The organism is Rhizobium sp. UFLA01-1127 (assembly GCF_059803845.1).
Genome location: NZ_JAUQTZ010000025.1, coordinates 1 through 18250 on the forward strand (window position 1 = coordinate 1; position 18250 = coordinate 18250).

19 protein-coding genes are annotated in these 18250 nt (G+C 59.1%); 6 read left to right on the forward strand and 13 right to left on the reverse strand.

Features of this window, described 5'->3' with window-relative positions:
* The 12 genes from ccmI to Q4Q11_RS08685 all read right to left on the reverse strand — a co-directional run.
* On the reverse strand, nucleotides 1–515 hold a 515-nt coding region (ccmI, locus tag Q4Q11_RS08630; RefSeq protein ID WP_498569230.1), incomplete at its 3' end, for a c-type cytochrome biogenesis protein CcmI.
* A 106-nt stretch (nucleotides 516–621) separates the two neighbouring features.
* Complete coding sequence (gene ccoS, locus Q4Q11_RS08635; RefSeq protein ID WP_498569231.1) at nucleotides 622–780, reverse strand: cbb3-type cytochrome oxidase assembly protein CcoS; 159 nt, start codon at nucleotides 778–780, stop codon at nucleotides 622–624.
* Nucleotides 777–3062, reverse strand: coding sequence for a cation-translocating P-type ATPase (locus Q4Q11_RS08640; protein WP_498569232.1), 2286 nt, complete (start codon nucleotides 3060–3062; stop codon nucleotides 777–779). The genes ccoS and Q4Q11_RS08640 overlap by 4 nt, the downstream gene beginning before the upstream one ends.
* Nucleotides 3059–3544: a FixH family protein gene (locus Q4Q11_RS08645; protein ID WP_112512995.1), complete on the reverse strand. Its 486-nt coding sequence runs from the start codon at nucleotides 3542–3544 to the stop codon at nucleotides 3059–3061. The genes Q4Q11_RS08640 and Q4Q11_RS08645 overlap by 4 nt, the downstream gene beginning before the upstream one ends.
* The gene (ccoG, locus tag Q4Q11_RS08650) at nucleotides 3541–5109 is read right to left on the reverse strand and encodes a cytochrome c oxidase accessory protein CcoG (RefSeq protein WP_498569233.1); all 1569 of its coding nucleotides are present in this window, start codon (nucleotides 5107–5109) and stop codon (nucleotides 3541–3543) included. Before ccoG ends, Q4Q11_RS08645 begins: the two co-directional genes overlap by 4 nt.
* A 235-nt stretch (nucleotides 5110–5344) precedes the next feature.
* Complete coding sequence (gene ccoP / locus Q4Q11_RS08655) at nucleotides 5345–6208, reverse strand: cytochrome-c oxidase, cbb3-type subunit III (protein ID WP_498569234.1); 864 nt, start codon at nucleotides 6206–6208, stop codon at nucleotides 5345–5347.
* Nucleotide 6209: 1 nt separating this feature from the next.
* The gene (locus Q4Q11_RS08660) at nucleotides 6210–6362 is read right to left on the reverse strand and encodes a cbb3-type cytochrome c oxidase subunit 3 (protein WP_498569235.1); all 153 of its coding nucleotides are present in this window, start codon (nucleotides 6360–6362) and stop codon (nucleotides 6210–6212) included.
* A 9-nt stretch (nucleotides 6363–6371) separates the two neighbouring features.
* Nucleotides 6372–7106 (reverse strand): cytochrome-c oxidase, cbb3-type subunit II, encoded by a 735-nt coding sequence (gene ccoO / locus Q4Q11_RS08665; RefSeq protein WP_113217081.1) that lies wholly within the window; start codon nucleotides 7104–7106, stop codon nucleotides 6372–6374.
* Between the two features lie 8 nt (nucleotides 7107–7114).
* The gene (gene ccoN, locus Q4Q11_RS08670) at nucleotides 7115–8737 is read right to left on the reverse strand and encodes a cytochrome-c oxidase, cbb3-type subunit I (RefSeq protein ID WP_498569236.1); all 1623 of its coding nucleotides are present in this window, start codon (nucleotides 8735–8737) and stop codon (nucleotides 7115–7117) included.
* A gap of 633 nt (nucleotides 8738–9370) precedes the next feature.
* Nucleotides 9371–9814, reverse strand: a complete 444-nt coding sequence (locus Q4Q11_RS08675) for a pseudoazurin (protein WP_498569237.1) — start codon at nucleotides 9812–9814, stop codon at nucleotides 9371–9373.
* Nucleotides 9815–10237: 423 nt separating this feature from the next.
* On the reverse strand, nucleotides 10238–10726 hold the full coding sequence (locus tag Q4Q11_RS08680; RefSeq protein ID WP_498569238.1) for a hypothetical protein: 489 nt from the start codon (nucleotides 10724–10726) through the stop codon (nucleotides 10238–10240).
* Between the two features lie 5 nt (nucleotides 10727–10731).
* A complete protein-coding gene (locus tag Q4Q11_RS08685) occupies nucleotides 10732–10887 on the reverse strand; it encodes a hypothetical protein (RefSeq protein ID WP_498569239.1) in 156 nt (51 codons plus the stop codon).
* A 190-nt stretch (nucleotides 10888–11077) separates the two neighbouring features.
* Between Q4Q11_RS08685 and Q4Q11_RS08690 the strand changes: the two genes are divergently transcribed.
* From Q4Q11_RS08690 to Q4Q11_RS08715, 6 genes are all read left to right on the forward strand, one after another.
* Complete coding sequence (locus Q4Q11_RS08690) at nucleotides 11078–11632, forward strand: cytochrome c oxidase subunit 3 (RefSeq protein WP_498569240.1); 555 nt, start codon at nucleotides 11078–11080, stop codon at nucleotides 11630–11632.
* Nucleotides 11629–11913, forward strand: a complete 285-nt coding sequence (locus tag Q4Q11_RS08695) for a cytochrome C oxidase subunit IV family protein (RefSeq protein ID WP_113217077.1) — start codon at nucleotides 11629–11631, stop codon at nucleotides 11911–11913. Before Q4Q11_RS08690 ends, Q4Q11_RS08695 begins: the two co-directional genes overlap by 4 nt.
* A gap of 196 nt (nucleotides 11914–12109) precedes the next feature.
* Nucleotides 12110–12562: a c-type cytochrome gene (locus tag Q4Q11_RS08700; RefSeq protein ID WP_498569241.1), complete on the forward strand. Its 453-nt coding sequence runs from the start codon at nucleotides 12110–12112 to the stop codon at nucleotides 12560–12562.
* A 20-nt stretch (nucleotides 12563–12582) separates the two neighbouring features.
* A complete protein-coding gene (locus tag Q4Q11_RS08705) occupies nucleotides 12583–13923 on the forward strand; it encodes a cbb3-type cytochrome c oxidase subunit I (RefSeq protein WP_112512984.1) in 1341 nt (446 codons plus the stop codon).
* 23 nt (nucleotides 13924–13946) lie between these two features.
* Nucleotides 13947–14759, forward strand: coding sequence for a CbbQ/NirQ/NorQ/GpvN family protein (locus tag Q4Q11_RS08710; protein ID WP_498569242.1), 813 nt, complete (start codon nucleotides 13947–13949; stop codon nucleotides 14757–14759).
* 11 nt (nucleotides 14760–14770) lie between these two features.
* Nucleotides 14771–16660, forward strand: a complete 1890-nt coding sequence (locus Q4Q11_RS08715; protein WP_498569243.1) for a nitric oxide reductase activation protein NorD — start codon at nucleotides 14771–14773, stop codon at nucleotides 16658–16660.
* Between the two features lie 118 nt (nucleotides 16661–16778).
* Here Q4Q11_RS08715 and hemN read toward each other — a convergent pair whose 3' ends face one another.
* Nucleotides 16779–18131, reverse strand: coding sequence for an oxygen-independent coproporphyrinogen III oxidase (gene hemN, locus Q4Q11_RS08720; protein WP_498569244.1), 1353 nt, complete (start codon nucleotides 18129–18131; stop codon nucleotides 16779–16781).
* Nucleotides 18132–18250: the final 119 nt, after the last annotated feature.

Below are 18250 nucleotides of genomic sequence, written 5' to 3' on the forward strand. Positions count from 1 at the left end.
GCAAGCTCGGCATCGCCAATGCGATTGATCCTGAAATAGATCGGCGCGAGCACCTCCCAGCCCTTGCCGTCATCCGGGCTATGCTGGAGGTGGGATTCGATCATTCGAACAAGGATTGCCATGTCCCCGCCGGGATTTCGAAACCTCTCCTGCAGCGGGCGGGATGGAAGGTCCGGCGACCCGAGGCGAGTGTAAAGGCCCATGCTCGCGAGCGGCAGGAACACCACTATCGCCAGTTTCAGCCAGTGGCTTGGGCGAGCCGGCTTCGCAGCGGGGTATTCCTGCTCGTTTGCCTTGAAAAGCCGCCTCGCCGTTTCCGCTTTCGCGTTCTCATATTCGCTCGCCGCTATCCAACCGGCAGCAAGTTCCCTTTCGAGTTCGTGCAGCTGATCCCGATATACGGCTGAGCTGCCGGCGCCGCGCATCACAGATGGAGCACGGTTCTTCGAAAGCGGGTGTAAAAGAACGGCAGTAACTGCGGCCGTGGCGAGTGCAAAAAATATCCAGATGGTCATGGGTCGAGATGCCAATGCATCCCGGCACAATAGCTATCGCGTACACCTCGGCATTGATACGCGTCAAACATATGCAAAGATGGAGGCTACCTATGACGCTCGCGCCTTATGGTTTTGGCGAATCCGGATCGTCTTCGGCAAGGATACGCCACGCGGCCCCCTCCAGATCATCGTATTGGCCGCTCCTGAGCGACCAGAAGAATGTTGCCAATCCTATGCCGCCCATGAGAAGCGCAATCGGAATAAGATAGATCAGCATGTTCATAGGAGTTGAGCCTCCGTGCCTCGCGCAGCCGCCGCCGGCGCTCCGGCCGACCGCTGCCTGACAAGCGGATTGAGACGGAGCGCATTGGCGACGACGATCAGCGACGAGGTGGACATCGCGACCGCGGCAAGCAGCGGCGTTGCCAATCCGGCAATGGCGATCGGGACGGCGAGTAGGTTATAGGCGATCGCGAGGACGAAATTCTGGCGGACGAGCATGGTCGCTCTTCGAGCTATCCGTATGGCTTCGGGGACTGCGTCCAGACGATCGCCGAAGAATACAAGATCCGCCGCCTGGCGACCGATGTCCGATGCAGTCGCGGGCGCGATTGACACATGGGCGGCGGCAAGCGCCGGCGCGTCGTTGATGCCGTCGCCCACCATCAGAACGCGGCAGCCCTTGTCCGTGAGCGCATTGCACTCCTCGACCTTCTGTATCGGCGTCAATCCGCCGACGGCCCTATCGATGCCCAGCGTCCGGGCGGTATGATCCACGACGTTCTGCCGGTCGCCCGACAGGATCACTGTTTTAAGACCAGCTGCATCGAGCGCTGCGACCGCCTCCGAGGCGCCCGGCCTCGGCGTGTCCTCGAAGAAGAAGCGTGCCAGAACGGCTTGGTTGCGCGAAAACACGACTTCGGAGAGTGGGCTGCCGGCAACCGGCATCACAGACGCCCTGCCAGACGAGAAATGGGCGCTGCCCAGCCTATAGATGTCCTCGCCCCGCCTTCCCTCGATCCCGCCGCCCGCAATCTCGGATACCCGGTTGTATACGGTCGAGGCCGCACTCGCACTTCGTACCAGGGCTTTTGACAGAGGATGCCGCGAATGGAGGGCTAGGCCGATCGCCTCTGCAATGCTCATGTCATCCGTCACTTCGGTTTTCACAAGACGAGGCATTCCCATCGTCAGCGTACCCGTCTTGTCGAACATCACGGTATCGACCTCGGCCAGCCTTTCGAGCGCCGCGCCGTCCTTGACCATCACGCCTTTGCGGAATAGCTCGCCGGCCGCCACTACCTGAACAACCGGGACGGCAAGCCCCAGGGCGCACGGGCAGGTGATGATAAGCACGGCGACGGCGACAAGCATCGCATGCTTCCAGTCGCCTCCGACGAAGCCCCAGGCGAGGAACGATACCAGCGCGAGGAGATGCACCGCTGGAGAGTAAAGCGTTGCTGCACGATCTGCTATGCGGCGGTAGCGGGCACGACCGCTTTCGGCTGCTTCCATGAGAACGATGATTTCGGATAGAAGAGAGTTCCTGGCCAGCTTTGTCGCCTGTATCACCAGCGAGCCCGTAAGGTTCATCGCACCCGAGCTGACCTGGGCACCCGCGCAAACCGTCACCGGGCTGCTTTCGCCTGTCACGACCGAGAGATCAAGGTCGCCCTCGCCGCCGACGACAATGCCATCTACCGGAATGCGCTCGCCGGCGGCGATGGCGATTTCATCGCCAATCGCGATCTCGTCGACCGCAACATAGGTTTTCGATCCGTCGGCAAGAATCCGAAGCGCGCCTCGAGGAGCCAGCCTTGCCAGACCGTTGATGGCGGCGCGCGCTTTCTCGCGCATCACGTGATCCAAGGTCCTGCCGATCAGCAGGAAGAATAGCAGCGAGACCGACGCATCGAACCAGGCGTGTTCACCATGGTGGACGGTCTCCCAAAGGGAGACGGCATAGGAAAGCGTCACGGCAAGGGAAATCGGAACATCCATATTGGTGCGGCCGTGGCTCAACGCATTCCACGCCGATCGGAAAAAGAACCGGCCGGCGTAGATAAGTGCCGGTGCCGCGATCATTGCCGAAATCCAATGGAACAGGTCGCGGGTCGCCGCATCCGCCCCGGACCAGACCGATACCGAAAGAAGCATGATGTTCGCCGCCGCGAAGCCGGAAACACCCACGGCCCGGAGGAGCTCATTCCTCATTCTGTCGTTTTCGAGCGCGAGCGGCATAAAAAGATGGGTTCGATAGCCGGCGGCCTCGATGGCCGCCACAATGTCCGAGGGATCTGTTTTCCCTTGCGCCGTTTGCTCGGCGTAAACGCAGCTCACCCGCCGCGAAGTCAGGTTGACCCTTGCCTTGCGGACATAAGGGAGCGCCGTCAGCGCCTTCTCGATCGTCGAAATGCAGCCGCCGCAGTGCACGTCCGGCACGCTGAAGTCGAGCTGCCTCAAGCCGCCGCCCAGCGGATGACTGGCAAGATTGATCTCTTCGGCGCTGAGTGTGCTCCGGCTCAGCGCCATCACGGCTTCGGCATTCATCGTGCAGCACGTCATTGGTCGGGCTCCGCGGTATCGATGCGGACAGCCTGGTGCATAACGAGGGCTCCCGCATGCCTCGCGACGATCTCGACAATCCAGTCACCCGTGGCGACATCGTGATCCCCTGCGAAGTGACCCTCCGAGAGCTTTCTGAAAGCGACGCTGAAGTCGTTATGATCTCCGACGGGCCGCTTGAAGTTTGCCGTGACCTCGTCAACGATCGCCGGCGATCCGTCGCGGTTGCGGATGGAATAGTAGATTTCGGAACTCTTGATCGAAAGACGGCCGGTGATCCCCGATGCGGTCATCGCCTTCATCGCGGCGGCGTTCTTGTTGAACTCCTGGCTGGCGACGTATGTATCGTTCACCACCAGCCCGCTCCAGGTCGACGAGGCCAGCCATGCCATGGTGACGTTGACGGCGATTATGACCCCGAAGAAGGTGGTGGTCGTCAGCAACATGTGTCTACCGGTGAATCCTTTGGCACCAACACTCATCTTGTCGCTCCTGGCGCGTTGAAGGCCGCGCGGTAAGTTGCCCTGTCGGAATGCTCGGCGTCCTCGATCGAGAACAGAAATTCATTGACTGCGATACCGGTCTGTTTTCGGGAGACGAAGACCTTGAGCGTATTGGCCATGTCGGGCGATGCATCGACGACGAAGCTGCGAGCGTCTTTAATGCCGAATTCCGGGATGCGCATCGTCGCATCCTCCATCCCGATCAGCTTCAACTCGATTTTCCTGGGTCTCGGCACCATGTTGAGGATTCGCAGCGTGTAGCCGTTCCGGATCGATCCGTCGCTTTCCAGCACGTATTGAGGATTGCGATCATGAAGGACATTGAGTTCGAGGCGCTCCCGCATCGACAAATGCGCCAGCATGGCGACGCCGATGGCAGCCCAGACGACCGCGTAGAAAACGACTCTCGGACGGAAGATGATCCGCCAGTTGAAATGGCGCACCGCATCGACAAACGTGCCATCCGGGTTTCGCACCTTCGCCGGCTGAACCGGCGTCTTTCCGCCCTCGGTCGCAAGTGCCATGTTGGCCGCGTATTCGCTCAGCGTCGCGTATGCGATAAGGCCGCGCGGCTTTCCGAGCTTGTCCATGACGCCATCGCAGGCGTCTATGCACAGGGCACAGGTGATGCACTCCATCTGCTGGCCGTCTCTGATGTCGATACCCATCGGGCACACGGAAACGCAGGCATTGCAATCGACGCAGTCGCCGGTAACTTGCCCCGTTGCCAGCGCTTTCTTGGCATGGCGGGAGCGCTGCTCGCCCCGCCAGTCATTGTAGGTGACGACCAGCGAGTTTTCATCCAGCATCGCCCCTTGAATGCGTGGCCATGGGCACATGTAGGTGCAGACTTGTTCGCGCATCAGCCCGCCCAGGACATAGGTGGTCGAGGTGAGGATGCCGATCGTCACGTAGGCGGCCGCTGGTGCGGTGCCGGAGATCAAAGCCTTGAGAAGCGTCGGCGCGTCGGCGAAATAGAATATCCATGCCCCTCCGGTAGCGAGGCCTATGGCGAGCCAGATGGAATGCTTGAGAATACGCTTTCTGATCTTCTCGAAGGTCCAGGGACCCGCATCCAGCTTTATTCTGGCATTGCGGTCCCCTTCGACAGCGCGTTCGACGACCAGAAAGAGGTCGACCCATACGGTTTGCGGACAGGCATAGCCGCACCATGCCCGCCCAACGGCGGCGGTCACGAGGAAAAGCCCGAATCCGGCCATCACCAGCAGGCCGGCCACATAGTAGAACTCCTGCGGCCATATCTCTATGAAGAAGAAAAAGAACCGCTTTGAAGAGAGATCGACGAGAATCGCCTGGTCGGGCGCATAGGGGCCGCGATCCCAGCGTATCCAGGGCGCAAGATAGTAGATCGCAAGCGTGACAAGCATGACGATCCACTTGAAGCGGCGGAAACGGCCTTCAGCTCTTTTCGGAAACACTTTCTTGCGGGCAGCATAGAGCGGCCGGCGGTTTCTGCGCGCGTTAACAGGCTCGACATCGACTCGTTCGACGTCTTGGGAGCCTTGTGCTGTGTAGAGGTTCATGGGAGGTATCCGATTTCTTTCCCAATCTTGTCAGTTTCCGGCTCATCGATCGTTGATTCAGGTCAACCGGCCGGCCGACAGAAGAATGCAGCGTCAAGGGACGGAGGCTGTCGCCGTCGGGGACGAGCCGGACGCAGCGGCGCCGGCATGAACGAAAACGCTTGGGCGCACCGGCGCGTGGGGCCGCAAAGCTCCACAAAGCGGACCGCGCCCATGATTTTTCACCGCCTTCCTTCTACTTGCCGCCACCAAGCGAATGGATAAATACGGTCAGTTCTTTCACGGTCGTATCACCCAATCGGCCTGACCAGGCAGGCATCACGCCATGCTTCGGCGCGGTAACCTGACGAATGATCGCATCTTCACCCGCGCCCTTGAGCCAGATGGCGTCGGCAAGATTAGGGGCGCCGACTTCCAGCTTGCCCTTGGCGTCCTCTCCATGGCAGGCGGCACAGTTGTCGATGAATATCCGCTTGCCTGCCGGCACAAGTGCCGGGTCCGATGGAGCATTCGTCAGGCTCCAGACATAGACGGCAACGTCTCGGATCTGGTTGCGGTCGAGTACGTCGCCGAAAGCCGGCATCTCCGACACGTGCGTATCGGGATCGGCATCGAAGCGGATGCCATGGGAAATCGTCTTCTGGATCGAGTCGAGATCGCCCCCCCAGAGCCAGTCGTCGTCGTTGAGGTTGGGAAAACCCGGCCCTCCGCTTGCACCGGAGCCGTGACAAGGTGCACAATTAACCTTGAACGCAGACGCCCCACCGGCGATCGCGAATTCACGAAGCGCGGGATCGGCATCGATTTCCTGGACCGTTTTTGCCGCTATCATGTCACGGAATTTCATTTGCGCCGTCTTGGATTGCTCCAAATCCTGCTGCAGCGCGGCTCGGCTCGAGAAGTTCAGGTAGCCTCGCGTGGCAGAAGTAACCATCGGTATCGATGGATAGAGGAAGGCGTATCCAACAGCCCAGGCAATGGTGACGCAAAATGTCCACACCCACCATCTTGGCATCGGATTGTTGAGTTCGCGGATGCCGTCCCATTCGTGCCCGGTGGTATCGACCCCGCTCAATTCGTCGACGTGCTTTTCCGCCATTTCAATCATCCTTCAAAGGTATCTTGGCGGCGTCTTCCGCGGCCTTTCTGCTACCAGGCCTTATCGCGACCAAGATCGCGCCCACAAAGAAGGCGCTCATCGCCAGGAGGCCCCAACTGTCAGCGAAATGCCGCATTGCATTGTAGGTATTCATTGATCCGCCTCATCGATAACCGGTGGCATCGTCGTAGGTCGAGAAGTCGACCAGCGTGCCGAGCATTTGCAGATAGGCGACAAGAGCATCCATCTCGGTGAGCCTCGTTGGGTTGCCGTCGAAGTCGCCGACCTTCGCCTTCGGATAGCGCTTGAGGAGCGCGGTCGTATCTGCGCCCGGATCGGCTTGAGCTCTCATGTCCGCTTCGGCGTTGGCAAGCATATCGTCGGTATACGGCACGCCGACATCTTCGTTGGCTTTCAAGTCCATGCCGATATCCTTCACCGTCACGTCACGATCCTTGAGGAAAGCGTAGGTCGGCATGATCGATTCCGGAACGACGGCCCTGGGATTGGATAGGTGCTGGACATGCCACTCATTGGAATAACGGCCGCCGACACGTGCCAGATCCGGACCGGTGCGCTTCGATCCCCACTGGAACGGGTGGTCGTACATCGATTCAGCCGCGAGGGAGTAATGCCCGTAACGCTCGACCTCGTCGCGGAACGGCCTGATCATCTGGCTGTGACACAGATAGCATCCCTCGCGGACGTAAATGTTGCGCCCGGCCAGCTCGAGTGGAGTATAGGGACGCATCCCCTCCACCTTTTCGATCGTGTTCTGGAGGTAGAACAATGGGGCGATCTCGACAATGCCGCCGATGCTGACCACGAGCAGCGACCCAAGCAGCAGAAGCGTCGCGTTCTTCTCGAGAATCTGGTGTTTGTCCAATATGGAAACCATCTTTCACCTCACTCGGCGGGTTGTGCCTGGGGCACATAAGAGGTCGGAAGAGCGGCCTCGGTTCTGACTTGGTCGCGGATCGTCATGTAGACGTTCCATGCCATTACGACGCCACCGGCCAGGTACAGACCGCCGCCGACGGCACGAAGGACGTAATAGGGGAGCATGGCAGCCACGGTTTCCGCGAACGAGTAGACGAGGAAGCCCTGGGCGTTATATTCGCGCCACATCAAGCCCTGCTGGATTCCCGCCACCCATAGAACGGCGGCATAAATTACGATGCCCAGAGTGGCCAACCAGAAGTGCCAATTGACCATCCGCAGACTATAGAGGCGCTCACGTCCCCACAGCTTGGGTGTAAGATAGTATATTGCGCCGAAAGTAATCATGCCGACCCATCCAAGCGCACCGGAATGCACGTGGCCGATCGTCCACTCGGTATAGTGACTGAGTGAATTCACCGTCTTGACCGACATCATCGGGCCTTCGAAGGTCGACATGCCGTAGAATGCCAACGCCACAACCATCATGCGGATGATCGGATCGGTGCGAATCTTGTCCCAGGCGCCGGACAAGGTCATGAGACCGTTGATCATGCCGCCCCACGAAGGCATCCACAGCATCACCGAAAACACCATGCCGAGGGTCTGTGCCCAATCCGGCAATGCGGTATAGTGCAGATGATGCGGACCGGCCCAAATGTACATGAAGATCAGAGCCCAGAAATGGATGATCGACAGCCGATACGAATAGACCGGGCGATTGGCCTGCTTCGGGACGAAATAGTACATCATCCCCAGGAAACCGGCGGTCAAAAAGAAGCCGACAGCGTTATGCCCGTACCACCACTGGGTCAGTGCATCCTGAACACCTGAGAAGACGGAGTAGCTCTTGCTGCCGAAGAACGAAACCGGTACCGCGAGGTTGTTGACCACATGGAGTATTGCGATCGTAACGATGAAGCTTAGGTAGAACCAGTTGGCAACGTAGATATGCGGCTCCTTGCGCCTCAGAATTGTCCCGAGAAACACAATCAGATAAGCGACCCACACGACCGTCAGCCAGATATCTTCGTACCATTCCGGCTCCGCATATTCACGCGCCTGGGTGATTCCGAGTACGTAGCCGCTCGCCGCCATGATGATGAAGAGCTGATAGCCCCAGAATACGAACCAGGGCAGGCTGCCTCCGAACAGGCGCACGCGACAGGTGCGCTGGACGACATAAAATGACGTCATGATAAGACCATTGCCGCCAAATGCGAAGATTACCGCTGACGTGTGAACCGGGCGCAGCCTTCCGAAATTCAGATATGGCGCGAAATTCAGGTCGGGAAAAGCCAATTGCAATGCGATCACCAGACCCACCAGAAAGCCGACGACCCCCCAGAAGACCGTAGCGATCAGGCCATAGCGAATGACTTCATCGAAATATCCGGATGCGTTGACATTTGGTGCCCGGCTCGCCGGTGAGAAGTTTACTCTCCGCAAGAGCAGGACGGTTCCCACCACCAGACAGAAACATATTATGCCCATATGGACGGCGAACAGATGGTCGTGTGCCAAACCGGCCATCACCAGAGCTGCGAACGCTGCGATGGCAACCGCCATCGTCTCGACAGTGTAGTTCATGTATCATCCCCCGTGCGCAGGCGACCGTATAGCGGCCGGCTTTCCCCGCACTTCCATCGAAGGACTGTCACGGAGAGGGGCGTCGCTCCTTGATTTAGATCAACGAGGCGGGAATTGGCGTCTGGATACCTGGATCTGTTCGCATTCGCATCTTTCGCGCGGCATGCTTATTCCGGCGCGACGGGCGCGGTTGTTTAACGCGCCGGCTTTCAACTGTGGACGCGGCTGCCCGGCAATGCCGGTGATTTCCGAAAACCTGTCATGGAAGTAACGTCCACTCACGTCCGAAGAGTGCAATGCCGGCTCATGTGCACGATAAGGCGGAGTCGGAGGTGTCGGCCGCACCTCTTCGACCGACACCATCCTCCCCGGCGAGGCTCCCCGTCCGCTCCTCACCGGTTCACCAGAGCATTTCCGCGTTCTCCGAAGCGCGAAACGCTCTATCTTCATATTTCCCAACGCATTCCGGACGAAAAACCGCCACGCACTTTTCCTGGAAAGGCCTTAAAGCCGCCGACCGCCTTTGGTTCGGCATCCATATGAGCGATTATCCCGCATGGGAACCGGGTTTTGGTCTTTGCTGTGTCCGCGATGGGCCGGCGCTATCGTTGCGCACGGCCTCATGCGAGTTCGTCACTGGGCAGCCTTGGCGAGGTCCGCATCGAGCCGCTTGCGCACCATCGGCGGAAGCTGAGCGGTCTTAACGGCTTGAAGATTGGCTGGATTGTCCCCGACCTGAATCAAAGCGACCATGCCCATACCAGCATGCGGCGTGCACTTCACAACGTAATCGCCGGCAATATCGAACTTCTGCTGATACTGCTCGCTCGGCTTGGATTTGAATTCCGGCGCGCCATCCGGAATAAGCCCCTTAAACGTCTCGACGTTATGGCTTTTATCGGTCGGCACAAAAGTCACGGTATCACCCGGCGCGATTTTCACAAAGCCCGGTTCGAACACCATAACACCATCACTGCCTTTGTTAAGCAGCTGGATTTGATGGTCAGCCGCCATCAGCGGCGCTGCTGAAACCATCAATGCCGCCGCGGCTGCAAAAAGGCCGAATTTCAAATGCATTTGGAAGTCTCCTATCCTACCGGCCTCTTTGGCCTCGAGGACATGTGTAGGGTATAGGCCGGCTCCTCTCTTTGATGTTCATCAAGCTTCTGGGGAAAACAGGAAGGAATGCAGCTGGAGCGCGATGCCGAAAAGCGCGAGGGGATTTCGGACGACATCATGCTCTACATCTTTGATTCTGAGAGCGGATTGAGATTTTGGGCCGGATAGGCCTAAAATCATCCGGCCCAACCCCGCTCCATGCAACACGGTCCTGCTCGTCCTGTGGCGCGCCGAATGCTTTGAGTGGATTGCTCAGCCGTCACACCGGCTTTGGAACAGCGAGCAGGCAGCAGGTGAGGGAATGACCACCATTTTCAAGCCGCGGGATGGCTGAGCTGGGAGACGATCGCCGACGGCGGCGTCAACACAAGCCTCCAAACACTACGCCGCTTCTGTACCGGCATTCGTCGTTATGGAAGGGGGAGCCAGGCTCTCCAGCGCCTTTCGAATCTGTCCGACAATCTCCCGCTCGGCACGGATATGCTGGCGCATGGGCACGACGAACGACCGAAGCAGATATCCGACAGCGTCCGAAGGCAAGGGACACCTGTCCGCCTTCAAGGCGGCAAGTACGTCTGCGACCTCCTGTGCGGCGTTGCGGTCGAACTGCCGGCTCGCTCTTCGATGCTCCTCGGCATCAGCCAATTCCCCGCTCGTCATGATCAAGCTCAGATAAGGGGAGACGACACGTACCTCTAATTCATGCGTGGAAGCCAGCAGCGGCGGAAGGCCGTCCGCGATCGTATCGCAGAGCCTGTGATCGACGCGGCATGGCAGGAAGTCCGCAATCGCTTCCAGCAGATCGCACCAGGAGAGGAGCCGGCCATAGCGGCCTTCAAGCTCCCGAAAGTCGTCGACCATCTCTTTCATGATTGCTACCTCTGCATGTAGAGGCTGGCAGCAATAGCCACGGCGGCCAGGACGGCAGAGAGAACACCTGTCCTTTGCAGAACACCCATACGGTAAAGAGCGAGCGCAAAGAAAACGATCACCGGGGTCGCTATCGAAAGTCCAATCTGTGCGTCGGTCATTTGATCTCCTATGATGGCAATCATAGCGGACCGGACACTTTGCTCATTGCGGTCGATCAAACAGCTCGGAGTTTTTCCATTCAATCCGCGGGCCAGCTCATACAATGCTCATAGTGTCCGATGATTGCGACGCCATCGATCTTTGCGGGAACGCAACGAAGCAAGCAATCGATGCGCTTACTGCTCGCGTATGAACACGACTACGACCACCTCATCACGGGACGTCACGGACATCGGCGGATCCGAAGACGGAGACTTGCTCGTCTGGATACTCGCCTGGAGCGAGCTTGCGGCATTCGGTGCGCTTCTCTGTGCATTCATTGCCGCAGGGTGGATGCATCCCGCCGACTTCGCCGCCGGAAGGGCGCAGCTGCATCAGGATATACCCGTACTTAACACCATGGTTCTTCTGGCAAGCGGCTGGTTTGCTGCTTCGGCCGCGTCACCGAACTCGCGAAGCAGGCGTCTTCAGCTCTTCGCAGCGGCGGCAAGCGGCCTGCTCTTCGTCGTCATCAAGCTATGCGAATACCGCGTCGAGGGGATATCTATGGTCACGACCGACACCTTCACTCAGCTTTACCTGCTCCTTACCGGTTTCCACCTCGCGCATGTTCTCTTCGGATCCTTTATCCTGCTGATCGTCGGAGTTTTCCCCAACCGGCAGAACATCCACCTCATCTGCACACTCTGGCATGTCGTCGACATCGTCTGGCTGGTCATGCTTCCCGTGGTGTACTTGATATGAGGTTTCGCCGGAACGAAATCGCGCTCGCACAAACCTTCGCAGCGCTCGTGCTTCTGACCGCCTGCGTCTTCGTGTCCGCGCGGTATTTTTCCGCGAGCGTACCCCGCTACCTTCTGATCGTTGTCATCACCTCGATGATCGTAGCGAAGGTGAGATTCGTCGTCCTCGACTTTCTGGGCCTTCGCGGAAACCCCTCTCCTATCGGGCCGGCCCTGATCGCTTGGGCGGCGACGATTCTGCTTCTCGCGTCTGCCAGGGCTCTGGTTCTCGGTTGGTCGTAAGACGCCGATAATCCTTCAATTGCACCGGCTGGCGCGGAACACGAAAGCATCGGCGATCAGGCATAAGCCCCATTCACCCGCATGCTTGCGAATTAACAAAGACCTCCCCCTCGAATTCGATCATCCAGACATCGCGAGCACATGGCTCGAATTTCGACGTCACGGCGGTTCCGCCAATGACATGAAAGGGTGATCGATGGCTGAACGCCTGACAAAAACCGCGGCCCGGAACGTTTTCTATGGCGGGTCCGCCTTCTTCTTCGCGATCTTCGTGGGACTGACGGCCCACAGTCATTACTACATTCGCACCGTTTCGACCGACGAGACGACGCTGACGGACGGCGTCGCCCGCGGAAAGCGGATCTGGGAGCGCAACTCCTGCATCAACTGCCACACGATAGACGGTGAAGGCGCGTACTTCGCGCCCGAACTTTCCAATGTGTGGATCCGCTGGGGCGGAGACAAGGATCCCGCCGCTGCACGCGAGGCGCTGCACGCCTGGATGGCGGCCCAGCCGTCCGGCATTCCGGGACGCAGGCAGATGCCTCAGTTCAATTTGACCGACAGGGAAGTGAACGATCTTGCCGACTTCCTCGAATGGGTCAGCAAGATAAAGACACAGACCTGGCCCCCAAACCAGGCCGGTTGAGACACGATTGGGATAAAATCATGAGATACAAGACACAGAGCGTCGCAATGCTCTATTTCTACGGAGCTCTCGGCCTTTTCGTGGCGCAGCTCCTGTTCGGCGTGCTGGCAGGGACGATCTACGTCCTGCCGAATACCCTTTCGGTAACACTGCCCTTCAACATCGTCCGCATGATCCACACGAATGCTTTGATCGTCTGGCTTCTGATGGGCTTCATGGGAACCACCTACTTCCTTCTCCCGGAGGAATGCGAGACGGAACTATATAGCCCGAAGCTTGCGATCGCGCAGTTCTGGCTATTCTTCGTCGCGGCCGGAGTGGCGGTCGCCGGCTACCTCTTCCATATCCACGAAGGCCGCGAATTCCTTGAACAGCCTTTCCCCATCAAGGTCGGCATCGTAGTCGTTGCGCTGATGTTCCTCTTCAACGTCACGATGACGGCACTCAAGGGCCGCAAGACGACGATCACCAACATCTTGCTGTTCGGCCTCTGGGGCGTGGCGATCTTCTTCCTTTTCTCCTTCTACAATCCATCGAATCTTGCCTTGGACAAGATGTACTGGTGGTGGGTCGTCCATCTGTGGGTGGAGGGCGTGTGGGAACTCATCATGGCCTCGGTCCTCGCCTATCTCATGATCAAGCTCAACGGTATCGACCGCGAAGTCGTCGAAAAATGGCTCTACGTCATCATCGGGCTCGCGTTGTTTTCGGGAATCCTGGGGACCGGCCACCATTATTACTGGATCGGTGCGCCCGGCTACTGGCAATGGATCGGCTCCCTGTTCTCCACGCTGGAAGTCGCTCCGTTCTTTACGATGGTCGTCTTCACCTTCGTGATGACCTGGCGGGCGGGGCGCAAGCATGAAAACAAGGCGGCAATTCTCTGGTCGCTCGGCTGCTCCGTCATGGCCTTCTTCGGGGCGGGTGTATGGGGATTCCTCCACACTCTGTCGTCGGTGAACTACTATACGCACGGAACGCAGGTCACGGCGGCTCACGGACATCTCGCATTCTTCGGCGCCTACGTCATGCTGAACCTTGCAGCCATGACTTACGCGATCCCGCAGATACGCGGCCGGGCACCCTACAACCAGTGGCTCTCCATCGGCAGCTTCTGGATCATGTGCAGCGCCATGTCGGTCATGACCTTCGCGCTGACCTTCGCCGGCGTCATTCAGGTGCATCTGCAGAGGGTTCTCGGTCAGCCGTACATGGACGTCCAGGACCAGCTGAGCCTATTCTACTGGGTCAGACTTGGCTCGGGAATCTTCGTCTTCATCAGCGCGCTCATGTTCATCTGGTCGGTCCTGATCCCGGGCCGCGAGCGCGTTACCCAGGCCACGACCCAGCCCGCCGAATAGGCGGGCCTTCACGGAGATCGGAAATGACGATAGCTCTCAATCATCCGCTGAATCCCAAGGCGGAAATTCCTCTCTACTCCCCCCAGGGCAACGAATGCGCGCTGTTCGAAAGCGCGTGGACCCGGCAGCTGCCGGTTCTTCTTAAAGGGCCGACCGGCTGCGGAAAGACCCGGTTCGTCCATCACATGGCAGCCCGGCTGGGACTTCCAGTCTCGACCGTCTCCTGCCATGACGACCTGACGGCGGCCGACTTGACCGGCCGCTATCTGCTCAAGGGCGGGGAGACCGTCTGGGTCGATGGCCCCCTCACCAGGGCGGTCCGTAACGGCGGCGTCTGCTACCTGGACGAAATCGTCGAAGCGCGCAAGGACGTCGCCGTCGTGCTTCATCCGCTCACCGACGATCGTCGAATCCTTCCACTCGAGCGGACAGGCGAAATCCTCGAAGCGCAGTCTGCATTCATGGTCGTCGTATCCTACAATCCAGGCTATCAGAACCTGATGAAGGCCCTGAAACCGAGCACCCAGCAGCGCTTCATCTCGATCGAATTCGATTTCCTTCCGCGCGAGAAGGAAATCGCCACCGTCGCGATCGAAAGCGGGCTTCCGGAGGGAAAGGTCGCTCCGCTCGTCGATCTTGCGCGGCGCCTGCGCAACCTCAAGGGGCAGGATCTGGAAGAAGGCGTATCGACCCGCCTGCTCATCTACTGCGCGACGCTCGTCGATGCCGGGATGCCGGTTTCGGACGCGGTACGCGCCGCCATCATCGAACCGCTCACCGACGATGCCGACGTGAAGGCGGCGCTCCTTGAAGTGGCCAAGGCCACGCTTGCTTAGGATCGGACGGCATGCTCGAATTCCTGGAACTTGAAGAAACAGTAGGACGCGCCTGGCATCATTTCGTCGGCGACACGAACTCGTGGCCGCGCCACCCCGATCAGTCGGTGCGGCTGGCGGACATCAGATCGCAGCTCGCCGTGTGCTTCCGTGCCTTTGGGGGTGAAGCCACCCTTCAGATCCAAAAGTCGCGGCAAAAGACTTCTTCCCACCGTCTTCGCCTGCGCCAAGTAATAGGCCTCGGCGAAGAGAGGAGCGATCATCCGACATGGGACAACTCGGCGATACATCTTCCCGCGGTCATCGAGATTTTCGATGACCGCGAGCTCAATCATGACCTCTACTTCTGGCTTGCGGCGTATGTCGCGATCGCTGTCGCACCCGACCGAGCATCTTCCGATCCGGCCCTTCGGGATATAGCGCGCATCGAAGCAGGACGCCGAAACTCACGGGCGGTAACAGAGGTCCTTCCCGGCATGCGCAGCCGCTACGTTCGCCTGAGCCGTGCGTTGGTTTCGTGCCGCGAGCGAGGCAGGCTTCCCTCGGTCGAGGCACGGATCGAGACGTTTGCAATGGCGGCGCTGTCCGTTCCAATCGAGCACGATCTTCCGCTCGACGCTCGGCCCGAGATCAAAGCGTCGCCGGCCGGCTATCTCCCCATGCTTCCGATCCCGCTCTGGGCCGACTTTTGCGGCAGCGCCCATTCCCGGAACTCGGATCGCGACGATCTTCCCTCGGATATGTCGCAGCGCGACGCAGCGGAAAAACCGTCGCACGAAGCAATGCGAAGCAAGGATGCCGACGATCGCAAACGGGACCCTTTCATATTGAACAGGTTCGAGAAAATCCTCGCGATGGCCGAGATGGTGAATGTGGATCGGCCAAGCGACGACCGGGAGGACGACGATCCGTCGGCCGCGGACGAACTTGACGATATCACACTTAGCGAAACGAAAGAGAGGCCCAGATCCAAGTTTCATTTCGACCTCGATCTTTCCCCCGAAGCCGCGGATCCCTCCCGCATTCACGGAGAGTTCGTCTATCCCGAATGGAATTATCGCAAGCAGGAGTATCTTCCGGATCACTGCCGGGTAGTGCTGGGAACTGCGGCGGATGCCGGGCAAACGGCACCGGCCAGCGATCAGTCCATCATCCGCAAGGTCAAGAAGCAGTTCGAAACACTGCGTCCCAAGCGCGAAGCAAGACGGGCGCAGCTGGACGGGAACGATCTCGACCTGGAGGCGGTCGTCCGCTCACGCATCGATCTTCTCGCCACAGGGCATCCGAACGATCATATCTACGAATGCGCGCGGCCAGCTGCGCACGAGCTGGCAACCTCGATACTTGTCGACGTCTCGCTATCCACGGACTCATGGGTGGACAATCGAAGAGTGCTTGATGTGGAGATGCAAGCCCTCGATGTGATTGCGCGAGGTCTCGAGGCATGCGGAGACGGTTTTTCCATCGAAACGTTCACCTCGCGTCGCCGAGACTGGGTCCGCATCGACTCGATCAAGCGCTTCGACGAGAAGCTTTCGCCGGTGGTCGCCCGCCGCATCGCCAGCCTGAAACCCGGCTACTACACGCGCATGGGCGCCGCGATCCGGCACGTCTCGAAACAGCTCGACGATCAAGGCGTTCGAAAAAGACTCCTGATGATCCTGACCGACGGCAAGCCAAACGACGTCGATCACTACGAAGGAAGGTTCGCTCTGGAGGACTGCAAACGGGCCGTGACCGAAGCGCGCAGCCGCGGTCAGACTGTTTTTGCGGTCACGGTGGACCGGAACGCGGGTGATTATCTTCCGGCCATCTTCGGCCGCCAAGGATATGCCCTGGTCTCGCACATCGCCAATCTGCCCAGCGCCTTGCCCGCGATTTACAGGAGCCTGACGGCGTAGCAGGCAGTTCACCGACAGCTATCGGATCTTGTCACGATCCGCTTCGGCGAAAAGGGCGACGTCGTTTTTCTATGCAATTGCGGACGGAAAGCCGCCTCGCGCCTTTCCTGGCGTTCCTTTAGGCCGCCTTGCTGTGTGTCCTTCCCAGCGCCCCGAAGTAGGCATCGAAGGCTGCTGCGACGGCACGGACCATGAAACGCAAGTCCTTGGACACGGTGATGCGGCCGCCGGCGATCGCGGCAACTCCGTCGGCCACCAAATCGTCGAAGCGGGGATTCCGCTCGAGCAGGAAGCCTGCATCATATCCGGCCTCGCGGCACAAGCCGGCAATATCCACCTCGAAATCGCACATGAGACGCTCGATGACCTTGGCGCGGAGCTTGTCCTCACCAGTGAGAAGATAGCCCTTCGCGGTTGGAAGGAGCCCGAGGGAAACCATCTCGGCATATCGTCCGATCGCGACGTGGTTCTGGTAATAGCCGGATGGCAACCGCCCTATGGATGATGCACCCAGCCCGATGAGTGTTTCACACTCGTCCGTAGTATATCCCTGGAAGTTCCTTCGCAGCGTACCGGATCGAGCCGCGAGCGCAAGTTCGTCGTCAGGAAGCGCAAAATGATCGAGACCGATCCGGATGTATCCTGCGGAGACAAGTTCTTCGGCGATCGCTTCGGCCTGTTCGTTGCGCTCTGCGGCCCCCGGAAGCGCCGACTCATCGATGAGCCGTTGATGCTTCTTGAAGGCGGGAACGTGAGCATAGCCGAAAACTGCAAATCTCTCCGGCATTAAATCGATCGCCATCCGTACCGTTTCGACGCACGAGCCGACGGTTTGAAAAGGCAAGCCGTAGATCAGGTCGAAATTCGTGCTTGAAACGCCGCGACTGCGCAGGCCCGCGACCGCCGTCTCCGTCTGGCCGAAAGTCTGGATGCGGTTGATCGCCTTCTGGACGACCGGATCGAAACTCTGGACCCCGAGGCTCACCCTATCGACGCCATTCTCGCCAAGCGCGATCATCATTTCGCCGGCAAGCGTTCGAGGGTCGATCTCGACTGCCACGCTGGTGTCCCGGGCGAATGCAAACGAAGTTCTGAGCTGCTTCATAAGAGCGGAGAACTCGTGAGGTTTCATGATCGTCGGTGTGCCGCCTCCGAAGTGCACGTTCTTGACGGGAATCTCGCCATGGGCTTCCTGGGCGACCAATTCAATCTCGCGGCTCATGACATCGAGATAGTCGAGAATCGGACCGTCATGGCTCGTGATGGTCGTATGACAGCCGCAATACCAGCACATGGATCGGCAGAAGGGCATGTGGAGATACAACGATACGGGTGCCCCGGCTGTTGCGGCTGCCAGAGCCTGCGAATAGTCCTCAGGCCCGACGCTTGCTGCGAATGCAGGGGCGGTCGGATAGCTCGTATAACGTGGCAGGCGGGCTTCGCCGTATTTGGCCACCAATGCGTTCGACATCTTCTTTTCCCTTATGAAGCTCGTGGCTCCTTATGCCCGCCCGCCCAAAGGGCTTCCTTGTCATAAGTCAATGACGGAAAACGCCGGCTATCCGAAACCTCTCGGATGTTTGTTCGCTG